Below are 15,200 nucleotides of genomic sequence, written 5' to 3' on the forward strand. Positions count from 1 at the left end.
CAAAATCACCGGGTACCCCGAAACCATTCCGTAAGGCGGACGGACGGATACTCTTTTAATGTGATATAATCACGGCAATACCTTAGACCGTTTAATTCGTATTGGAGGAACCGTCGAGATGCTATCGGAAAAAGTGGTCCATTATTGCAAAAGCAAAAACTGGTGGTTTGAAGAGATTTTAGAAGAGTATGAACAGGCTTTAGTAAAGTTAGGCATCGATTTGGGTTCAGATTTTGCAACGTTTTATTTGCATGCAGAGGATGGGCCGACTTTCATTAATAGACGACGTGAAATCTATCAGATTTGTTGGTTTATGATCAATTCTTCGGACTACATGCTAGGTATGGAGAGGACGCATGCCGTTTTAAACCTGCCTGAAGAGTATATTCCGTTGGATAACTTTGCAGGGGAGTTCGGCTTTTTTTACAATAAGAACACGGACGAAGTGTTAGGCTTAGGATTGGGCCAGCAGATGGAGGATTTTTTTGCCGGCAAATTGGAGTCGCAATGGAAGAGCTTTAACTCCTTTCTGGAGTGGTATTTTGAACTGACGGATTCGAGTGTGACGATATAGAAAAAAGCCCCAGCTACCGTTATCAACCATATATTTGGGCAAAAACCACAATAGTGTGTCCCCAAAACAATTAAAGGGAATTCTTCCCGCTAATTTGGTGCGTATGCGGCTCCAGAGGCGAATTAGCTGGAAAACCTCCCGCTAATTCGCCTGAAATTGTGTATACCGGCAATAGGAGCGTGAAATAGATGGAACTTTTCCAGCTAAATCCGTTCGAAGAGCCCAGGACGGTATATTAACAGGAGATTTTCCCGTTAATGGTGTTATATTGCTTGATTACAGAGGCACACGCTTGGAGCAATCTTTCAAGAGAAGAAATGATTTCAGCATACCGTGAGGTAACTGAACTTCAAATTGATCATCTGGGATGGCAATTGCAAATAGGTGGTTTATGTTGGTTGATAAAAACATTATATTGGCTTAATCCTCACCTCCGATAAGGAGGCTTGTCGGCAGATGTTACCGGGAAACCGGAAATCTCAGTCCATCGACTCTGCCGAAATCGTCTCGCAGCCGTTGAATAGCGCAAACTTTTGGAAACAACGGTTCAGGGCTGTTCGCAACTGCTTTGTTAGCCGTATGCCGTTCTCGTACCAAATATTTTTAACAACGAGCGTCCCGGTTTTTCGCTCCGCGATAACCTCGGCTCGTCCGATGAGGCTTTCTCCGTATAATAGAGGCAGCACATAATAGCCGAATTTCCGTTTGTTGGCGGGGGTGTAAATCTCCCAGGTGTAATCGAAGCCAAACAATGCGTTGATCAGCCTTCTGTCCCACATCAAATTGTCCAGCGGGGCAATCAGCTCGCAGCGAAATTTCGGCTCCGGATTTTGCAGGACGGCTTCAATAAGCGGCAAGTCCTCCACGCGGCAGTACAGCGTATCCTTCACTTGGTCTACGGCAATTGCAACAATGCGGGCTTCGTCCAACAACTGGCGAAAAACCTCCTTGCGCTGCTCCGCTTTTAATCCCCATATGCTTAGCCAGGCATCGGATGCGCGATTCCATAAAAGACCCACAGCGCCGATCCGGCGCAGTACCCGCCACTTGTGATGCTCAAGCTCGTCTTTCAGGGGCTCCGACGCATTCAGCAGATTGGGCTGTATATACTTCCCGGCGATATCGTAGTATTTACGTGTTCCTTTTTTGTGATGGATAACCAACTCGCCTGTTGAGTACATCTGTTCCAGCACCGACCGGGACGTATTGTTTCCGCCGCTCCAATGGATGGCCGATCGCCATGAGAAATTTCCATCCAATTTTAGATCATCCGAACATATCGCACCGTGATTTTGGATGTGGACCCGCACTTGCTCCGTCAACGCTTCCATCTCGGGATAGCGCTTGGCATGTTGTCGGGCGGCCTGCCTGTACCGCTCAAAATACGGCCAGTCCTCAACAGGCATAATAGCCAGATTCTTGTCGGGATAATCGATTAGTAATCTGTCTTTATAAAGCAACTCGTCGAGCAAGTTCTTGGTAAATCCTTTGATTCGCGACTGCAGCACCAACTCGGCGTTTTTTCCGCAAACATCGATGGGATCGAATTGAATACAACCGACCTGCCGCACAAAATCCAAAACTCCCTGTTTTCCAGTAAATTGATATTCACCTAACAGCCCGTGCTTCAACAAAAGAAATTGCCGTGCCTGGCGGTTTGTCAATTCGATCATGTACGCATCGACTCCTTAACGGAACTATTCCCTCTATTCGTGGAAAAAAACAAACACACGTTCCCATAATTTTACCATTATATAGGGAACAAAAACAAGCATTATTTAGGTTAAGGTTCACCGCGTTAGTGGCCCATCAGACAACCTGGATAATATTAAATACCTGCAGATTTGCATCTTTTTGGAGTTGCAAGGGTTGGAAAATAGAATTCTTATTTTCCCCTACTACGATGGTCTCCCTCTAAACCGTTCAATCGCATCCTCGGTCACCGGCTCGAAGAGGTTAAGCAGGTTGCCGTCGGGATCGCGGAACAGCATAGAGCGGTTCCCCCACGGCATCAGGGTCGGTTCCATTACCCAATGATCGACCAGTGGCTTCAAGCGCACATATTCGGCTTCGACATCGTCGACGCGGAACTCTAGAATGACCGTGCGATTATGGGCCCCTATTGCGGAACCGGCGCCGAATAGCTGCGTCGTCTGGACATGGCCGATGGCAAGGGTGCAGGACGGCAGAACGAGCTCGGCAAATACGGGCGCGGGGCGCTCCGCCGAAACCTCCATGACTTTCTCATAGAACCCGACAAGACGATCCACGTCGTCCGTAATGATGCGTACAGAAGCGAAATTCACAAGATATCATCCTTCCTAATATCTATTCCTTTACATTTGCATGTCCAATTATAAAAAAACGCTACTGACAACATTATGTCAGTAGCGTTTTAGAATTCTTCGGGCTTCCTCACGAATCCGATTTCGGAATGATTCGGGTTCCAACACGATTATTCCCGATCTCCCGCCGCATATTCGCCCGGACAGACGTCCATCACTTCTCTGGAAGGCTGGATCAGCGCCATTTCGAACCTGCAAGGCCAATGCACTTCCGGCGCCATCTCCCCGTTCAGCAAGCCGGCGATCGTTTCGCCGTCGCTCACCGGCACCTCCGCTTCAAACAAGTAGGCTGCGACAGCGAAGGCATGCCGTGACACGTCGTTCGGATCCAAGGTATGAAAATGATACTGCACATCCGGAAGTCCAAGGGCAAACAAGCCGAGCGAATCGACCAGGCTGTCTTCGGTCCCATGAATGGTAAAATAGCGGATATTCATGCCGAACTGCAAAAACCTCTCGGCCCCTTCGTACGGATTATCCGTAATTTCCGCCGGATGCAGCAATTTCCCGCTCGATGGAATCCAGATCGCTTTGCAGGTCGGAAACAGGCTAACGGCGACCTCCAGCCAATCCGCCAGCAAGGCGCTGCGCGATTTATAGTCCAGCCCCGCCGCCATGAAGTCGCTGATCAGCAGCTTATAGCGGCATTTTTGCAGAACGTCCTCCGCATCCGGCATCGTCCAAAACTGGGTTCGCTCCAAGTCGCTAATCGTCTCCGGTTGAAAAGGAGTCATGTCGGTCATCATCACCTGAGCCGGCAGCTCTCCCTCCTGGTAGGCTACTTTATAAGCCTCCACGGCAAACGACGACAAGGCGTCGTCTGGCGACACGGTATCCGTTTTCCCGCAGCGGGCTTCTAACGCCTTCCGAATGGCTTCCGCATTCGGCCGTTCCGCGTTCTCCTCAAACAGCAGATACATTTGAAACAACCGCTGAAACTCGCTTTCTTCATCTAAATTTTGCTGTAGCACGCGTTCGCTCTCCATTTTCCCCTACCACTCCGTTCGTATGTCATTTCCCTCTACTATAGAGATTCCCGCATAGTTCACGCAACTCCCGCCAGGAAAATGGTTCCAAAGTCGGGTCTATGGGACATTCCGTCTTTGCCGAACGCCTATAGATACGTATAGGGCTGTGATGGAGCGGATGGGTGAGTTGAAGTTACGTGTAGGCCAATTGAATGTAAATAAACTGAACGACGAATTGACAAATTTCACCCGCTTGGTCGTAGCCCCAATAAACCGGATAAGCGCCATCCCCAAAACCCGACTGAAACAGGGATATATGGTACTCGGTATCAGGAATCCGCCAGTTCACCCAATCGCCTCCACTGCGCTGATACTGTGGATGCTCACGAAAACTCTCAGCAAACAGAGCGGCAAAATAATCATCGTAAAGATTGCCATCCGGATGTTCTTTATGCCAGCGACTAGAAAAGTCGCAAAACGCTTGATGCGCCTGCTTATCGCAAATACATGCCAGACCGGCGTCTACATTAAAGCCAAAAAACTCTCCGTCCCCCATCCCCGAAATATCTTCATGTCCAATCAGCGCTTCCTCGAACCGGACGGCAGGAGCATCGGAAAATCGCAGACGAACGGCGGCATAGCGGGCACAGTCCCCCTCCTCGTCCGGCTTCACCACACAGACTTCGGTAGAGTAGGTTCCAACGGGTGCCGTTTGGAAATAAGGCTGCTCCTCTATATGCCCCAAATAACATAGCGGATCGCGGACAAGAATTTGACCCGTAGGAATAGAGGTGGGGCCGATATCCATAACTACCAGCTGCTTACCTGCTATTTCAGGCAAAATAAAATAGTCGTTCAAATCTACGGGGCATTTCAATTTGTCACGCTGCCGCTCCCACTGGGACAGCCACTCGCTCGTTGGTACCATCGGCATTCATCTCCTGAAAATAGACTTGTACAAGTAGAATGTGTGCTAACCTTAAATTTTCCCAAATCCTTTTTCGCATATCATATCCGACTCGAGAATATCATACAGATTTTGCTTGGATTCTTCTAATTTTTGTTGAGCGGCTTCAATCTCCGCAATTTTATTTTGGATCAGGTTTACATGCTCATCCTTCGGTATCCCGTTCATCGAGATCATGACTTGGATATCCCGAATCGAGAAGCCAACGGCCAAACAATGTTTAACCACGCTCAAATGATGAATGATGTCTGGAGTATATACCCGATAATTGTTTTGATTCCTTACTACGTATTCATCCGTGATAATGCCGATTTGCTCATAATAACGAATCGTTGAAATCGGAAGATCAACCCTTCTTGCAACTTCACTTATCTTCATAACCAACACCCCGTTCTCAGCGCTTGCTATAAAGTATACTTTATAGTTTACCATCTTGTTAGTAATGATGAGGAACATCATTGCCAGACTCAACCGAAAAAGGAGAGGACCCTTTATGAGTATCCATACCGGCAACTACCACAAAACTAACGACTTCAACAAAATTGTGTTGGAACGTCGTTCCGTTAAAGTCTACGATCCCCAAGTAAAAATCAGCCGCGAGGAAATGCGCGAAATTTTAGCGGAAGCTACCCGTGCCCCATCGGCCATCAACATGCAGCCCTGGCGTTTCCTTGTGATCGACAGCGACGAAGGAAAACAAAAACTCGCGCCGCTAGCTTCCTTCAACCAGACACAAGTTTTGACATCTTCGGCTGTCATTGCGGTATTTTATGATGCTCACAATGTTGAATATATGGACGAGATTTTCAATAAAGCAGTAGAGCTCGGCTACATGCCGCAGGACATCAAGGACATGCAATTGCCGCAGGCAAGGTCGTATTATGCGAGCCTGACTCCAGCCGCTCTGCGCGACATCAACATGCTGGACTCCGGCCTTGTTTCGATGCAGTTGATGCTGGTAGCTCGTGCGCACGGGTATGACACCAATCCGATGGCGGGTTATGACAAGGAACGAATCGCGGAGGTCTTTGGCCTGGACAAAGATCGCTTCCAGTCGGTCATGCTGATTTCGATCGGCAAAGCGAGCAAAGAAGGCTATCCCTCCTACCGTTTGCCCGTAGATACGATTACTAGATGGGCTTGATTGAAGCTCGAGATCGACTTGACGACGCATTTTGTCCGATAAAAGCTGAACCGGTATAATGTAATGAAAAAGAGTTGGGACTTGCGCCGAATGCAGGTGAAAAGAGGAGATGAAGGAAGTGCCAAATCATAACCAAGCCAGGCCCCCTGCCGGTTCTATTCGAGAAGTTGGTCGTTATCCCATCGACCTAACAGGCCCTCACAGCCATACGCTCGTCATTGAGCCAGGCGTGGGCAGCCTCTCCATTGGACCGGCTCATTTGGGCAGGAAGGCGGATCTGTACGTCGAGCCTGATGCACATATCGATTGGACTGTATTCGATGCCTTTGCCACGCCGGCGGGCTCGCCTTGGCCACGATTTTTGCACTACACGGGCAGCGACGCCGGATTCTTCGACTGGGCACGGGAGCGCCCCATTGAGGAAATGACGTGGGTTCCGATCTTGTCTGCTGACACCGTGGCGGACGCCAGCCGTTCCAAATTGCATGCCTTGCATGTCGGGCTGGACCCGTCCGGTGGGCGGCTGCACCTGCAGCTTCCGAAGCGGGTTGATTATTTCCGCCTGAGTATGTCCGGCGACCTGTCGCGCTTCTCGGCCGATGGCGTTAGGCCCTACTCGCTGACACTGGCGCCGAGTACCAGCCGACGCAATAATGGGGCTCCTGTCCTGCTGCCCGATCTGGGTGAGCTGCACCAGGTCACGAATCTAACGCTCCGGAACGAACCGTTGGCACAGCCTATCTCGCTGGAATGCCTAAGCCGTTTCCCCAACCTCACATCCCTGAGTTTGTGGGGCAACTTCTGCGACTTGGATCAACTGGCCTGTCAGGCCCGGTTAACCAATCTGGAGCTGCGCTACATGCCTGATCTGGGTGGCTTGCCGCCCTTGGATACATTGCCGCTGCTTGACAGTTTTATCGCCTTCAACGTGGAGGAGATCACCGGCAAGCGTCTAAGGCAGCAATTGAAAACACGGGCTAACACCCGCCCGTGGAACGGGTATACTTCAGTGAGCAAATTGCGAAAGCCTGAATGGTGGGCGGCCGAGTTTGGACGTCCGTTTTCATCCTGGCCCAAACGTCTGGCTAAACTGGCTAACGAAGCCTACGACGTTGCCCAGGCGGCCATGGCCCAAGCTCGCAGCCTTGCCGATGCGGAGGCGGCCATCACCGCCTTTACCGTGCGCTTCAATACACTCAAAGGGATCGAAACCGTTGAGAGAGAAGACCTGGGTGAAGCCGTACGGCAACTAAGCCAGTCCGACCACCTGATCGGCCAGCCTATACCGGAGGAGATGGCTGAGCGCTGGTTTGACGCAGCACGCGATTACTGAGCGAAGTGAAGACCCTTCCCATTGAAAGGGGGCGCTTCCCAAGTCATATTAAATGACTCAGGAGCGCCCCCTTTTTTCATTTATTCACCGACTCACAGAGGCATCCAAAGGCGCTTATCAGAACATGTTTACGATATCGCTTGGTTTTGTCATTCTACTAGTGCCCCATCAGACAACTTTGATCACATGGAATTCCTGCGGATTTACATCTTTTTGGAGCTAAAAAGGGTTATGAGATAGTTTGCAAAATATGAACGATTTTCACCTCCATATGGGAGTCGTCGATCATCTTCTGGTATTCGGGTTTTAGCAATTGATACTGCTTCATGCGGTAGTAATCCATAATGGCTTGCTTCAAGGTGATATCATACTGAATCGAAAATGAGGGCTCGATAAAGCGCCGCAGCACAGCGTCATCTTGGACCATAAACAATACGGCATTCAATCTGTTGAAAATTTGCTGCTCCATGCCGGATTCAAAAAAAGCTTGCAAGTTTTTATTCCGATTTTGCAGGGCAACCGACAGATTCTCAAAATGGTGCGGATAAAATTCCTTCAGATCCTGCAAGAACAAATCGGAGATATACACGGCACACATCAAAGATTGTAAAAACGTGATTTGAAACCGTTCCAAAAAAGAGACGGAATCATCATTGGCCGTGGCGTCAGCTTTCTTCGAGTAATCCAAGTAATAATCTACAACCTGTTCGATGATGTCATCTTTGGAGGCAAAATACTTATATAGTGTCACTTTGCTGATATCCATATATTTTGCGAGATCGTCGACTTTCAGTTGGCTGAATTTTGTTTTTCTAATCACGGTTTTTATTTTTTCTATATATTTCTCCACACTCACGGCTTTTCTCACGAATAAATGCCCCTCTCTGTGATTCGTATCAAATGCATTATAACAAATTTACAGCCTTTTTATTTACACTAATAATGAAATGAATTAGGTTAACTAATTTAGTTAATTTAGTTTACTTAGTAAATACGCTGTTGTATAATCGTTCCTGTACCTAATCATCCGATGGCGGATTATACCAAGGGAGGACGATTCAAATGGAACTATCCAGTAAGGGCAAATTTTCCGGCAAGAAAGTCGTGATCACGGGAGGCAGCAGCGGAATCGGCCTCGAGACAGCGAAGCTGCTAGTGGATGAAGGGGCGCGCGTGCTGATTACCGGACGCACTCAGGCGACGCTTAACGCGGCTCGTGAACAACTCGGCACCAACGCGACCTCGTTCCTGAGCGATGCCGCTTCATTGGAGGATATCGCCGCGTTGGCCGATCGAGTGAAGGTTGAATTTGAAACGATAGATGCCCTGTTCGTTAACGCAGGTGTCACCGGCTTTGTCCCATTCGAGTCAACGACGGAAGAAACGTTCGACGAGATTTTTACAATCAACGCTAAAGGGTCGTACTTCACCGTCCAAAAACTCGCTCCACTCCTGAGCACAGGAAGCGGGGTAGTCTTGACCACTTCCATCGTGAACGTCGTGGGTCTCCCCATGCTCAGTGCGTACGCAGCCAGTAAAGCGGCGCTACGCTCCATGACTCGAAGTCTGGCACGCGAGTTATTGCCTCGAAATATTCGCGTCAACGCAGTCAGTCCTGGCGTCATTGACACAGGGATCTTAGAGAAGGCCATGCCGAAGGAAGCCGCCGAACAGACAAAGGCACAGATGACTCAGCAGATCCCGATGCTGCGTTTGGGCGATCCCGACGAGGTCGCCAAAGTCGTAGCATTCCTGGCCTTTGACGCCACCTATACCACCGGGGCCGAGTTCCCTGTCGACGGAGGCGGCTCCCAGATTTGAAGCCCGAGGGGGGGACATCCATTGAGTACGAACCAACCAAACCATATCGCACTGATTACAGGCGCGAGCCAGGGAATCGGCTTGGCATTAGCCCGGAAACTTCTATCGCAGAACTGGCAGGTCCTTACTTTGAACCGTTCCGATATTCCGGCGGACGATATGCTCATGCAAAATGCCCTCAAGAACGGACAGCTCCGCACCTATAAAGTGAAGGATCTCACCGATTATGGCAGCTTGAGACACGCTTTGGAAGAAATCAAAAGCAAGGAGCGGCGGATCGATATTTTGTTCAACAACGCCGGAGGAGGCTTAAGTGAGCTGCGCTATTCGAAACAAGGCCGCGAAATGCATTATGAATTGCTGACGGTCGTTCCCTATATTGTTCTGATGGAATTGAAGGAGCTGTTGACAAACGGCAGCTTAAAAACGGTGATTAACACTTCATCGCAGGTGTTTCGATTTACGAAAGAGTTTTCGACCGAAAACTTGGAGCATCCCAAATCCTTCCGTAAAATGTATGGCCCTTATGCGACTTCAAAGCTGGCTCTTTCGTTGTGGACCCAGGCCATTGCCCCACAACTTGCCAAGGAAGGCATCAAAATCCGCAGCGTCGACCCTGGAATTAACAACACGCTAAGAAAGGGAAAAGATTCCGGACTGACCGCATCGTTTGGGCTATTTATGAAGCTGTTTGCCTCTCCGCCTACGCATGGCGCCAACCTGTTATTTGAAGGCGCCCTCGGCAAAAACCGCAATGAGACCGGCGTGTTCTTGTTGAAAGATCGGGTGGCGGACTTGAAATTTACAGATCACGCGCAGCATGTACTGGACAGAATATCCGACATCTATAGCCGTGAGTTTCTTGACGGGAATGTTCTTCATGGCTGAGTTCCAGGAGAGCTTTGCTTAGGAGACGATCTTCTGAACTGCGTTCCAATTGCGGCATATTGATTACTACCTGTAGGAGCGCCGGACGAGATCGGATATCTCATTGGGGGTTTAATCCGACATCATAGAAGGGGCTTCTGTCGGAAATATTACTTTTAGGGACACCCTTATGGGTGCCCCTTTTGCCTATAGCTATCGTTAGATTAAGCTTAGCAGTTTGTTTGCTCGTTAAAGATCGTAGACCTACTATATCCTCTGCTTGGAAAGTGTCTCGAAATAGTCAATGACCACCTCCCGAAATTCCAAAGCCCCCTGCGTAAGGTACCGACTTTTGTGCCGTAACAATGCGATTTCCCGCACTAAGTTATGGTCGTCGATATGGAGATAACGGATCGGGTCTCTTTCATTTCTGGCTGTACTCGGCATAAAGGCGATCCCGATCTCGGCTTCCACGAGTGCACTTAATCTTGCTGGTTCATCCCCCTCATACACATAATGGGGTTCAAACTCAACCGATTTACAGGCGGCGTCTACAATATCGCGAATCCCATAACCCCTCTTTACCCCGACAAACCGCTCTTCCCTGAGTTCCAACAGCGTAACGCTGTTTCGGTTCGCCAGCCGATGTCCATTCGGAACGGCAACGAGGATCGGGTCAACGAACACGATTTGGCACTCTATGTCCTCCTCATAAATTGGCGGGGAGGATAAGCAAAAATCGACTTCTCCTCTATGGAGGAGCGCGATCATTTCCCGCAAGCTCGTCATTTGCACGTGGACTTGAACGTTGTTCCTCCTTTTTTGAAACGCTCGAAGGATATTGGGTAACGTGCTTGCGGTCGTTACCGCTAATTCGAGCGTGCCCGGCACCCGGCCAGCTAAATCATTAAGCTCCAGCTTCCCCTGTTCCAGTTCAAACAAAGCCCTTTCCGCACGGCGAAGGAATCGGCTTCCGGCCTCGTTTAATTTCAGTTTTCTGCCTGATCGATTAAAGAGAGGGACACCCAAACTCTCCTCAAGACGCTGAATCGTTCGGCTGAGCGAAGATTGCGTAACGTGCAGCGCTCGGGAGGCTTCAGTCATATGCTCCAAGCGAGCTACCGTGAGAAAATACTGCAATTGAAGAAGTTCCATTTCAACGCCCCATTCATTCCTTCTAGTAAATGGGATTATATCACAAAATGCGTTAGAGTAAATGTAAATACTCAAGTAAGATAGCTATAGAAACATAAAGGGGATGATTTGCAATGGGGGCTCAAAGTAGATGGTTGGTGATAGCCGTCGGGCTCGGGATTATGTTGAACCCGTTAAATTCTTCAATGATTGCTGTCGCAATCGCGAGGCTGCAACACGTGTATCATCTAAATTTCAACGTGGTATCCTGGCTAATTTTCTCCTTCTACATTGCAAGTGCGATTGCTCAGCCCATCGTCGGCAAGTTGAGCGATTTATTCGGGCGGAGGAGAATATTCCTAGCCGGCCTTGTCGTATCTTTCATTTCTTCTTTACTGGCTCCGTTCTCACCTAACTTTGGTTGGCTCATTGTGTCGCGTATTGTGCAATCAATCGGGACAAGTATGATGGTTGCAACTGGAATGGCCATTGTGCGCGTTCATATAACGGAGAAGCAGGCGACAGCCCTATCCATTCTCTCTATTTTCATGTCCGGAGCGGCGGCCATCGGACCCTTCGCCGGGGGAGTCTTGCTAGAGTGGTGGGATTGGCCTTCGATCTTTATCGTCAATATTCCGTTTGTGGTCATAAGCTTTTTCTTAGCTTGGAAAATGATCCCCAAGAGTCAACCCGCTTCCTTTGAAGGCCGCATGTCCATTCGTAAATGGCTGGCTATGATTGATGCCTCAGGGATTGTATTTTTTACTATCGGACTGGTTGCCCTGCTAGTCGGCGTAATGTCGGCTAACTCATCCGGATATGTCTCATTATGGAATGGGGTTGTTCTAGCAATCGGCTTTGCGGCTCTGGGCGTGTTCATCCGACACGAGTTAAGAACGACGTCGCCCTTTATTCCGCTGCGTACATTTGCCTTATATCCATCGATAACATGGGTAAATATACAATTCATGCTGGTCAACCTACTATTCTATGCCCTATTCTTCGGGCTTCCGTCCTATTTGCAAATGGTGCGTCATGTTAGCGAGTTCCATACCGGCATCCTGATGCTGACCTTAGGCGTGAGCTCCCTTGTTGCCTCCCCCATCGCGGGCAAATGGATCGACAAATCGGGACCGCGTCCTGCATTAGTGTTATCCGCAATCTTGATGGCAGTCGGTTCGGTGTGGATCGTAACCTTAAATGAAACGTCACCGGTGATCAGCGTGAGCTTTGCATTGACCGCATTCGGGATCAGTAACGGGCTGAATTCTGTCGGTATGCAGGCAGCCTTGTTTAAAAGTTCCCCTAAGGAAATAGTCGGTGTAGCATCGGGACTGTTTAATACTTCGCGGTATTTGGGTACCATTTTATCTTCCTTATTGACAGGAATCATCATGAGGGGGACGTTCAGCTTCGCAGGATTTCGCCTTCTTGGTGTATTCCTCACAGCCGTTGCTTTAATTCTTGTTGTGATTAGTCTTCGATTTCAGGTGTCTGGACAACGGAAAGAGGCTAGTGCGAACAATGGAGTTGGCTAGTAAAATTAACTACCCGATAGGGTACGGTTCTTCTGTGGCCCGTCTTCGCATGTCGCGAGATGAAATAGACGAATACACAGAGCAGATGTATCATGCCATGAAAAACACACTGGAATAATAGTTGCAGCAGCTACGACTTGGAATTGGCGCATAAGAAGAACACTCGCCTCCGTAACGGCGAGTGTTCTTTTAGTATTAGTTGGTTAATATTTTTGGTTGCTCATTTGCAGGCCCTACAATCGTGTTTCCGCCGAAACTGAGATGCTGACCATACTTCTCTACGATAAAGTCGTTAAACGATCCGTCTGCATTCACTGTGGCAATGACTGTGGGAGCGTCTTTTTTGGTGAACGTCATTTGATCCTTGTCCCATGCATTTGTTCCTCTTGCTCCCTTATATCCTTTCAGATCCAGATCTAGCATCGTTTTTGCGTCTTTCACTGCATTCTTCATTAATGTATCCAACGTCAGATTCTTGATCTTTGTATCTTTTGCTTTTTCTTCCTTTTGGAATTCTTCGTAATTATCTACGCTTTTACCATGATTTACGCCTGCTTGGAGCAGTTCCAGCGTTTGTTCTTCAATGGCAAAGCTCACATCCATCGTATTTGATTTATACTTATATTGATACACATTCGGTTTGCCATCAAGGACAAACACACGATCTAACTTTTCTCCTTTCTTGACCTTACCATTGGTAAGCTTGGATAATACCTGAGCCGCCTTCTTCTGCACGCTTGCCGGGGCATCGTCAGGTGCATAATTTACGCCATGCAGCTCTCCGTTGTCTTCCATATAAACTTGTTTATTTTGTTTGGCATTCGATGAGATTGTACCCACACTGTAGATTGACTCCGAGATATTCACATACTTCGGTTCTTCCCCTGGGAACAAAGCTGCCCACGTTTCCTTCAGTTTGGTTTGATATTTCCCACCGTTTAAATCTTCATAATTGATTTTAATACCGATATTTTCGAGCTTTCCATTCTTTTTATAAGTAATAATATCGTCCTTGAAGTTCTCTCTTTTAAAACTCACCATATCTTTCATGGCCGTTCCCTGAATTAACGTATACGTATTTCCTGTTAGCTCTTTCAGTTTATCCTGAGCCTGTTGCATAAGCTTCTGATCCTGCTTAGCATTCTGTGAAGCATTTGTATTTACCTTGTTAGGCGAATCTGCCTGAACAGGGGTTTGGCATCCCAGCAAACTTGCTGATAATAAGGCTACCCCGAGTATAGGTAAAATTTTCTTTTTGGTCATATCAATGAATTCCTTTCTTTTGCTACCTCATGGTTATACTGAAATAGAAGTGCATCTCCAAGCTGCTTTTTCAATACATATCAGTCAATTAACAATTTGAGTTCTTCATTTGGGGGACCTGCGATGGTCATTCCGTAAAAATCGATTGTCTGATTATACTTGTCAATGGTAAAGCTGCTAAACGATCCGTCTTTATCAAATCTAGCAGTAACTGAAGGAGCCCCTTCTTTGGTGAACGTCATATAATCCTCGTCCCATGCATTTGTTCCTCTTGCTCCCTTATATCCTTTCAAATCCAGATCTAGCATCGCTTTTGCGTCTTTCACTGCGTTCTCCATCAAAGTGTCTAACGTCAACTTCTTCATCTTTGCACTTTTTTCTTTTTCTTGTTTCTGGAATTCTTCATAACTGTCTACACCTTTACCAGCGGTACGATATACATCTGCTTGGAGCAATTCCAGCGTTTGTTCTTCAATGGCAAAGCTGACTTCGATCGCTTCTGATTTATACTTATATCGATACACATTCGGTTTGCCATCACGGACAAACATACGATCCAACTTAGCACCCTGCTTGACCTTTCCATCGGTAAGCTTGGATAATGCCTGAGCAGCCTTTTTCTGCACGCTTGCTGGAGCATCGTCAGGAGCATAATTTACGCCATAAGCCCCGCCATTCTCTTGCATATAAATTTGCTTATTTTGCTTGGCATTCGACGAGATTGTACCCACACTGTAGATTGACTCCGAGATATTCACATACTTCGGTTCTTCCTCTGGGAACAAAGCTGCCCACGTTTCCTTCAGTTTGGTTTGATATTTCCCACCGTTTAAATCTTCATAATTGATTTTAATACTGATCGTTTCGAGCTTTCCATCAGCTTTATAAGCAATAATATCGTCCTTGAAGTTCTCTCTTTTTAAATGGATAGAGTCTTTTGTAGCAGTTCCTTGAATTAACGTATACGTATTTCCTGTCAATTCTTTAAGCTTATCCTGAGCCGTTTGCATAAGCTTCTGATCAAGCTTAATATCTTGTGAAACATTGATATTTACGTTGTTAGGCGCATCTGCTTGAACGAGTGATTGGTATCCAAGCAGACTTCCTGATAATAAGGCTACTCCAAGGATAGGGAAAATTATTTTTTTGTTCATATTAATAAACTCCTTTATTTTTTATTTTGCTTACCCACAGCTTGTTAATGGAATGCTTCAGTCACGTTGAAATGAATCTATAGAAAATCAGT

15 protein-coding genes and 1 pseudogene are annotated in these 15,200 nt (G+C 47.6%); 7 read left to right on the plus strand and 9 right to left on the minus strand.

Annotated features, from left to right (window positions below; all coding sequences use genetic code 11):
* Positions 1–118: 118 nt before the first annotated feature.
* Positions 119–574 carry a hypothetical protein gene (locus LBW89_RS09560; RefSeq protein ID WP_148453957.1) on the plus strand — a complete coding sequence of 152 codons (456 nt, stop codon included), beginning with the start codon at positions 119–121 and terminating at the stop codon, positions 572–574.
* A 479-nt stretch (positions 575–1,053) separates the two neighbouring features.
* Here the strand turns inward: LBW89_RS09560 and LBW89_RS09565 are convergent, their stop codons facing one another.
* From LBW89_RS09565 to LBW89_RS09585, 5 genes are all read right to left on the minus strand, one after another.
* Positions 1,054–2,247: a winged helix-turn-helix domain-containing protein gene (locus tag LBW89_RS09565; protein ID WP_148453959.1), complete on the minus strand. Its 1,194-nt coding sequence runs from the start codon at positions 2,245–2,247 to the stop codon at positions 1,054–1,056.
* Between the two features lie 225 nt (positions 2,248–2,472).
* Positions 2,473–2,880 carry a VOC family protein gene (locus tag LBW89_RS09570; protein WP_148453961.1) on the minus strand — a complete coding sequence of 136 codons (408 nt, stop codon included), beginning with the start codon at positions 2,878–2,880 and terminating at the stop codon, positions 2,473–2,475.
* 149 nt (positions 2,881–3,029) lie between these two features.
* Complete coding sequence (locus tag LBW89_RS09575; protein WP_148453963.1) at positions 3,030–3,890, minus strand: DUF4261 domain-containing protein; 861 nt, start codon at positions 3,888–3,890, stop codon at positions 3,030–3,032.
* Between the two features lie 190 nt (positions 3,891–4,080).
* A complete protein-coding gene (locus tag LBW89_RS09580) occupies positions 4,081–4,815 on the minus strand; it encodes a DUF4241 domain-containing protein (protein WP_148453965.1) in 735 nt (244 codons plus the stop codon).
* A gap of 51 nt (positions 4,816–4,866) precedes the next feature.
* Entirely contained in the window at positions 4,867–5,232 is a 366-nt protein-coding gene (locus LBW89_RS09585; RefSeq protein ID WP_225039062.1) for a MerR family transcriptional regulator, read from the minus strand.
* A gap of 115 nt (positions 5,233–5,347) precedes the next feature.
* Between LBW89_RS09585 and LBW89_RS09590 the strand changes: the two genes are divergently transcribed.
* Together LBW89_RS09590 and LBW89_RS09595 are read left to right on the plus strand one after the other, a co-directional pair.
* The gene (locus LBW89_RS09590; RefSeq protein WP_148453967.1) at positions 5,348–5,998 is read left to right on the plus strand and encodes a nitroreductase family protein; all 651 of its coding nucleotides are present in this window, start codon (positions 5,348–5,350) and stop codon (positions 5,996–5,998) included.
* 109 nt (positions 5,999–6,107) lie between these two features.
* The gene (locus tag LBW89_RS09595) at positions 6,108–7,331 is read left to right on the plus strand and encodes a hypothetical protein (protein ID WP_148453969.1); all 1,224 of its coding nucleotides are present in this window, start codon (positions 6,108–6,110) and stop codon (positions 7,329–7,331) included.
* A gap of 229 nt (positions 7,332–7,560) precedes the next feature.
* Here the strand turns inward: LBW89_RS09595 and LBW89_RS09600 are convergent, their stop codons facing one another.
* Complete coding sequence (locus tag LBW89_RS09600) at positions 7,561–8,199, minus strand: TetR/AcrR family transcriptional regulator (RefSeq protein WP_148453971.1); 639 nt, start codon at positions 8,197–8,199, stop codon at positions 7,561–7,563.
* A gap of 194 nt (positions 8,200–8,393) precedes the next feature.
* On the opposite strand from LBW89_RS09600, the gene LBW89_RS09605 reads away from it, so the two are divergent.
* Positions 8,394–9,152, plus strand: coding sequence for an SDR family oxidoreductase (locus tag LBW89_RS09605; protein ID WP_148453973.1), 759 nt, complete (start codon positions 8,394–8,396; stop codon positions 9,150–9,152).
* 21 nt (positions 9,153–9,173) lie between these two features.
* Positions 9,174–10,040 (plus strand): SDR family NAD(P)-dependent oxidoreductase, encoded by an 867-nt coding sequence (locus LBW89_RS09610; RefSeq protein ID WP_148453975.1) that lies wholly within the window; start codon positions 9,174–9,176, stop codon positions 10,038–10,040.
* 246 nt (positions 10,041–10,286) lie between these two features.
* Here LBW89_RS09610 and LBW89_RS09615 read toward each other — a convergent pair whose 3' ends face one another.
* Entirely contained in the window at positions 10,287–11,174 is an 888-nt protein-coding gene (locus tag LBW89_RS09615; protein ID WP_148453977.1) for a LysR family transcriptional regulator, read from the minus strand.
* Between the two features lie 113 nt (positions 11,175–11,287).
* Between LBW89_RS09615 and LBW89_RS09620 the strand changes: the two genes are divergently transcribed.
* On the plus strand, positions 11,288–12,691 hold the full coding sequence (locus LBW89_RS09620; RefSeq protein ID WP_148453979.1) for an MFS transporter: 1,404 nt from the start codon (positions 11,288–11,290) through the stop codon (positions 12,689–12,691).
* Between the two features lie 16 nt (positions 12,692–12,707).
* A pseudogene (locus tag LBW89_RS09625) lies at positions 12,708–12,809 on the plus strand (short-chain dehydrogenase); the annotation flags it as partial.
* A 77-nt stretch (positions 12,810–12,886) separates the two neighbouring features.
* Here the strand turns inward: LBW89_RS09625 and LBW89_RS09630 are convergent.
* Both LBW89_RS09630 and LBW89_RS09635 read right to left on the minus strand, forming a co-directional pair.
* Entirely contained in the window at positions 12,887–13,954 is a 1,068-nt protein-coding gene (locus LBW89_RS09630) for a hypothetical protein (protein WP_148453981.1), read from the minus strand.
* Positions 13,955–14,034: 80 nt separating this feature from the next.
* Entirely contained in the window at positions 14,035–15,108 is a 1,074-nt protein-coding gene (locus LBW89_RS09635; RefSeq protein WP_148453983.1) for a hypothetical protein, read from the minus strand.
* Positions 15,109–15,200: the final 92 nt, after the last annotated feature.

This window comes from Paenibacillus sp. alder61 (assembly GCF_020179875.1).
GTDB classification, from domain to species: Bacteria; Bacillota; Bacilli; order Paenibacillales; family Paenibacillaceae; genus Fontibacillus; species Fontibacillus faecis.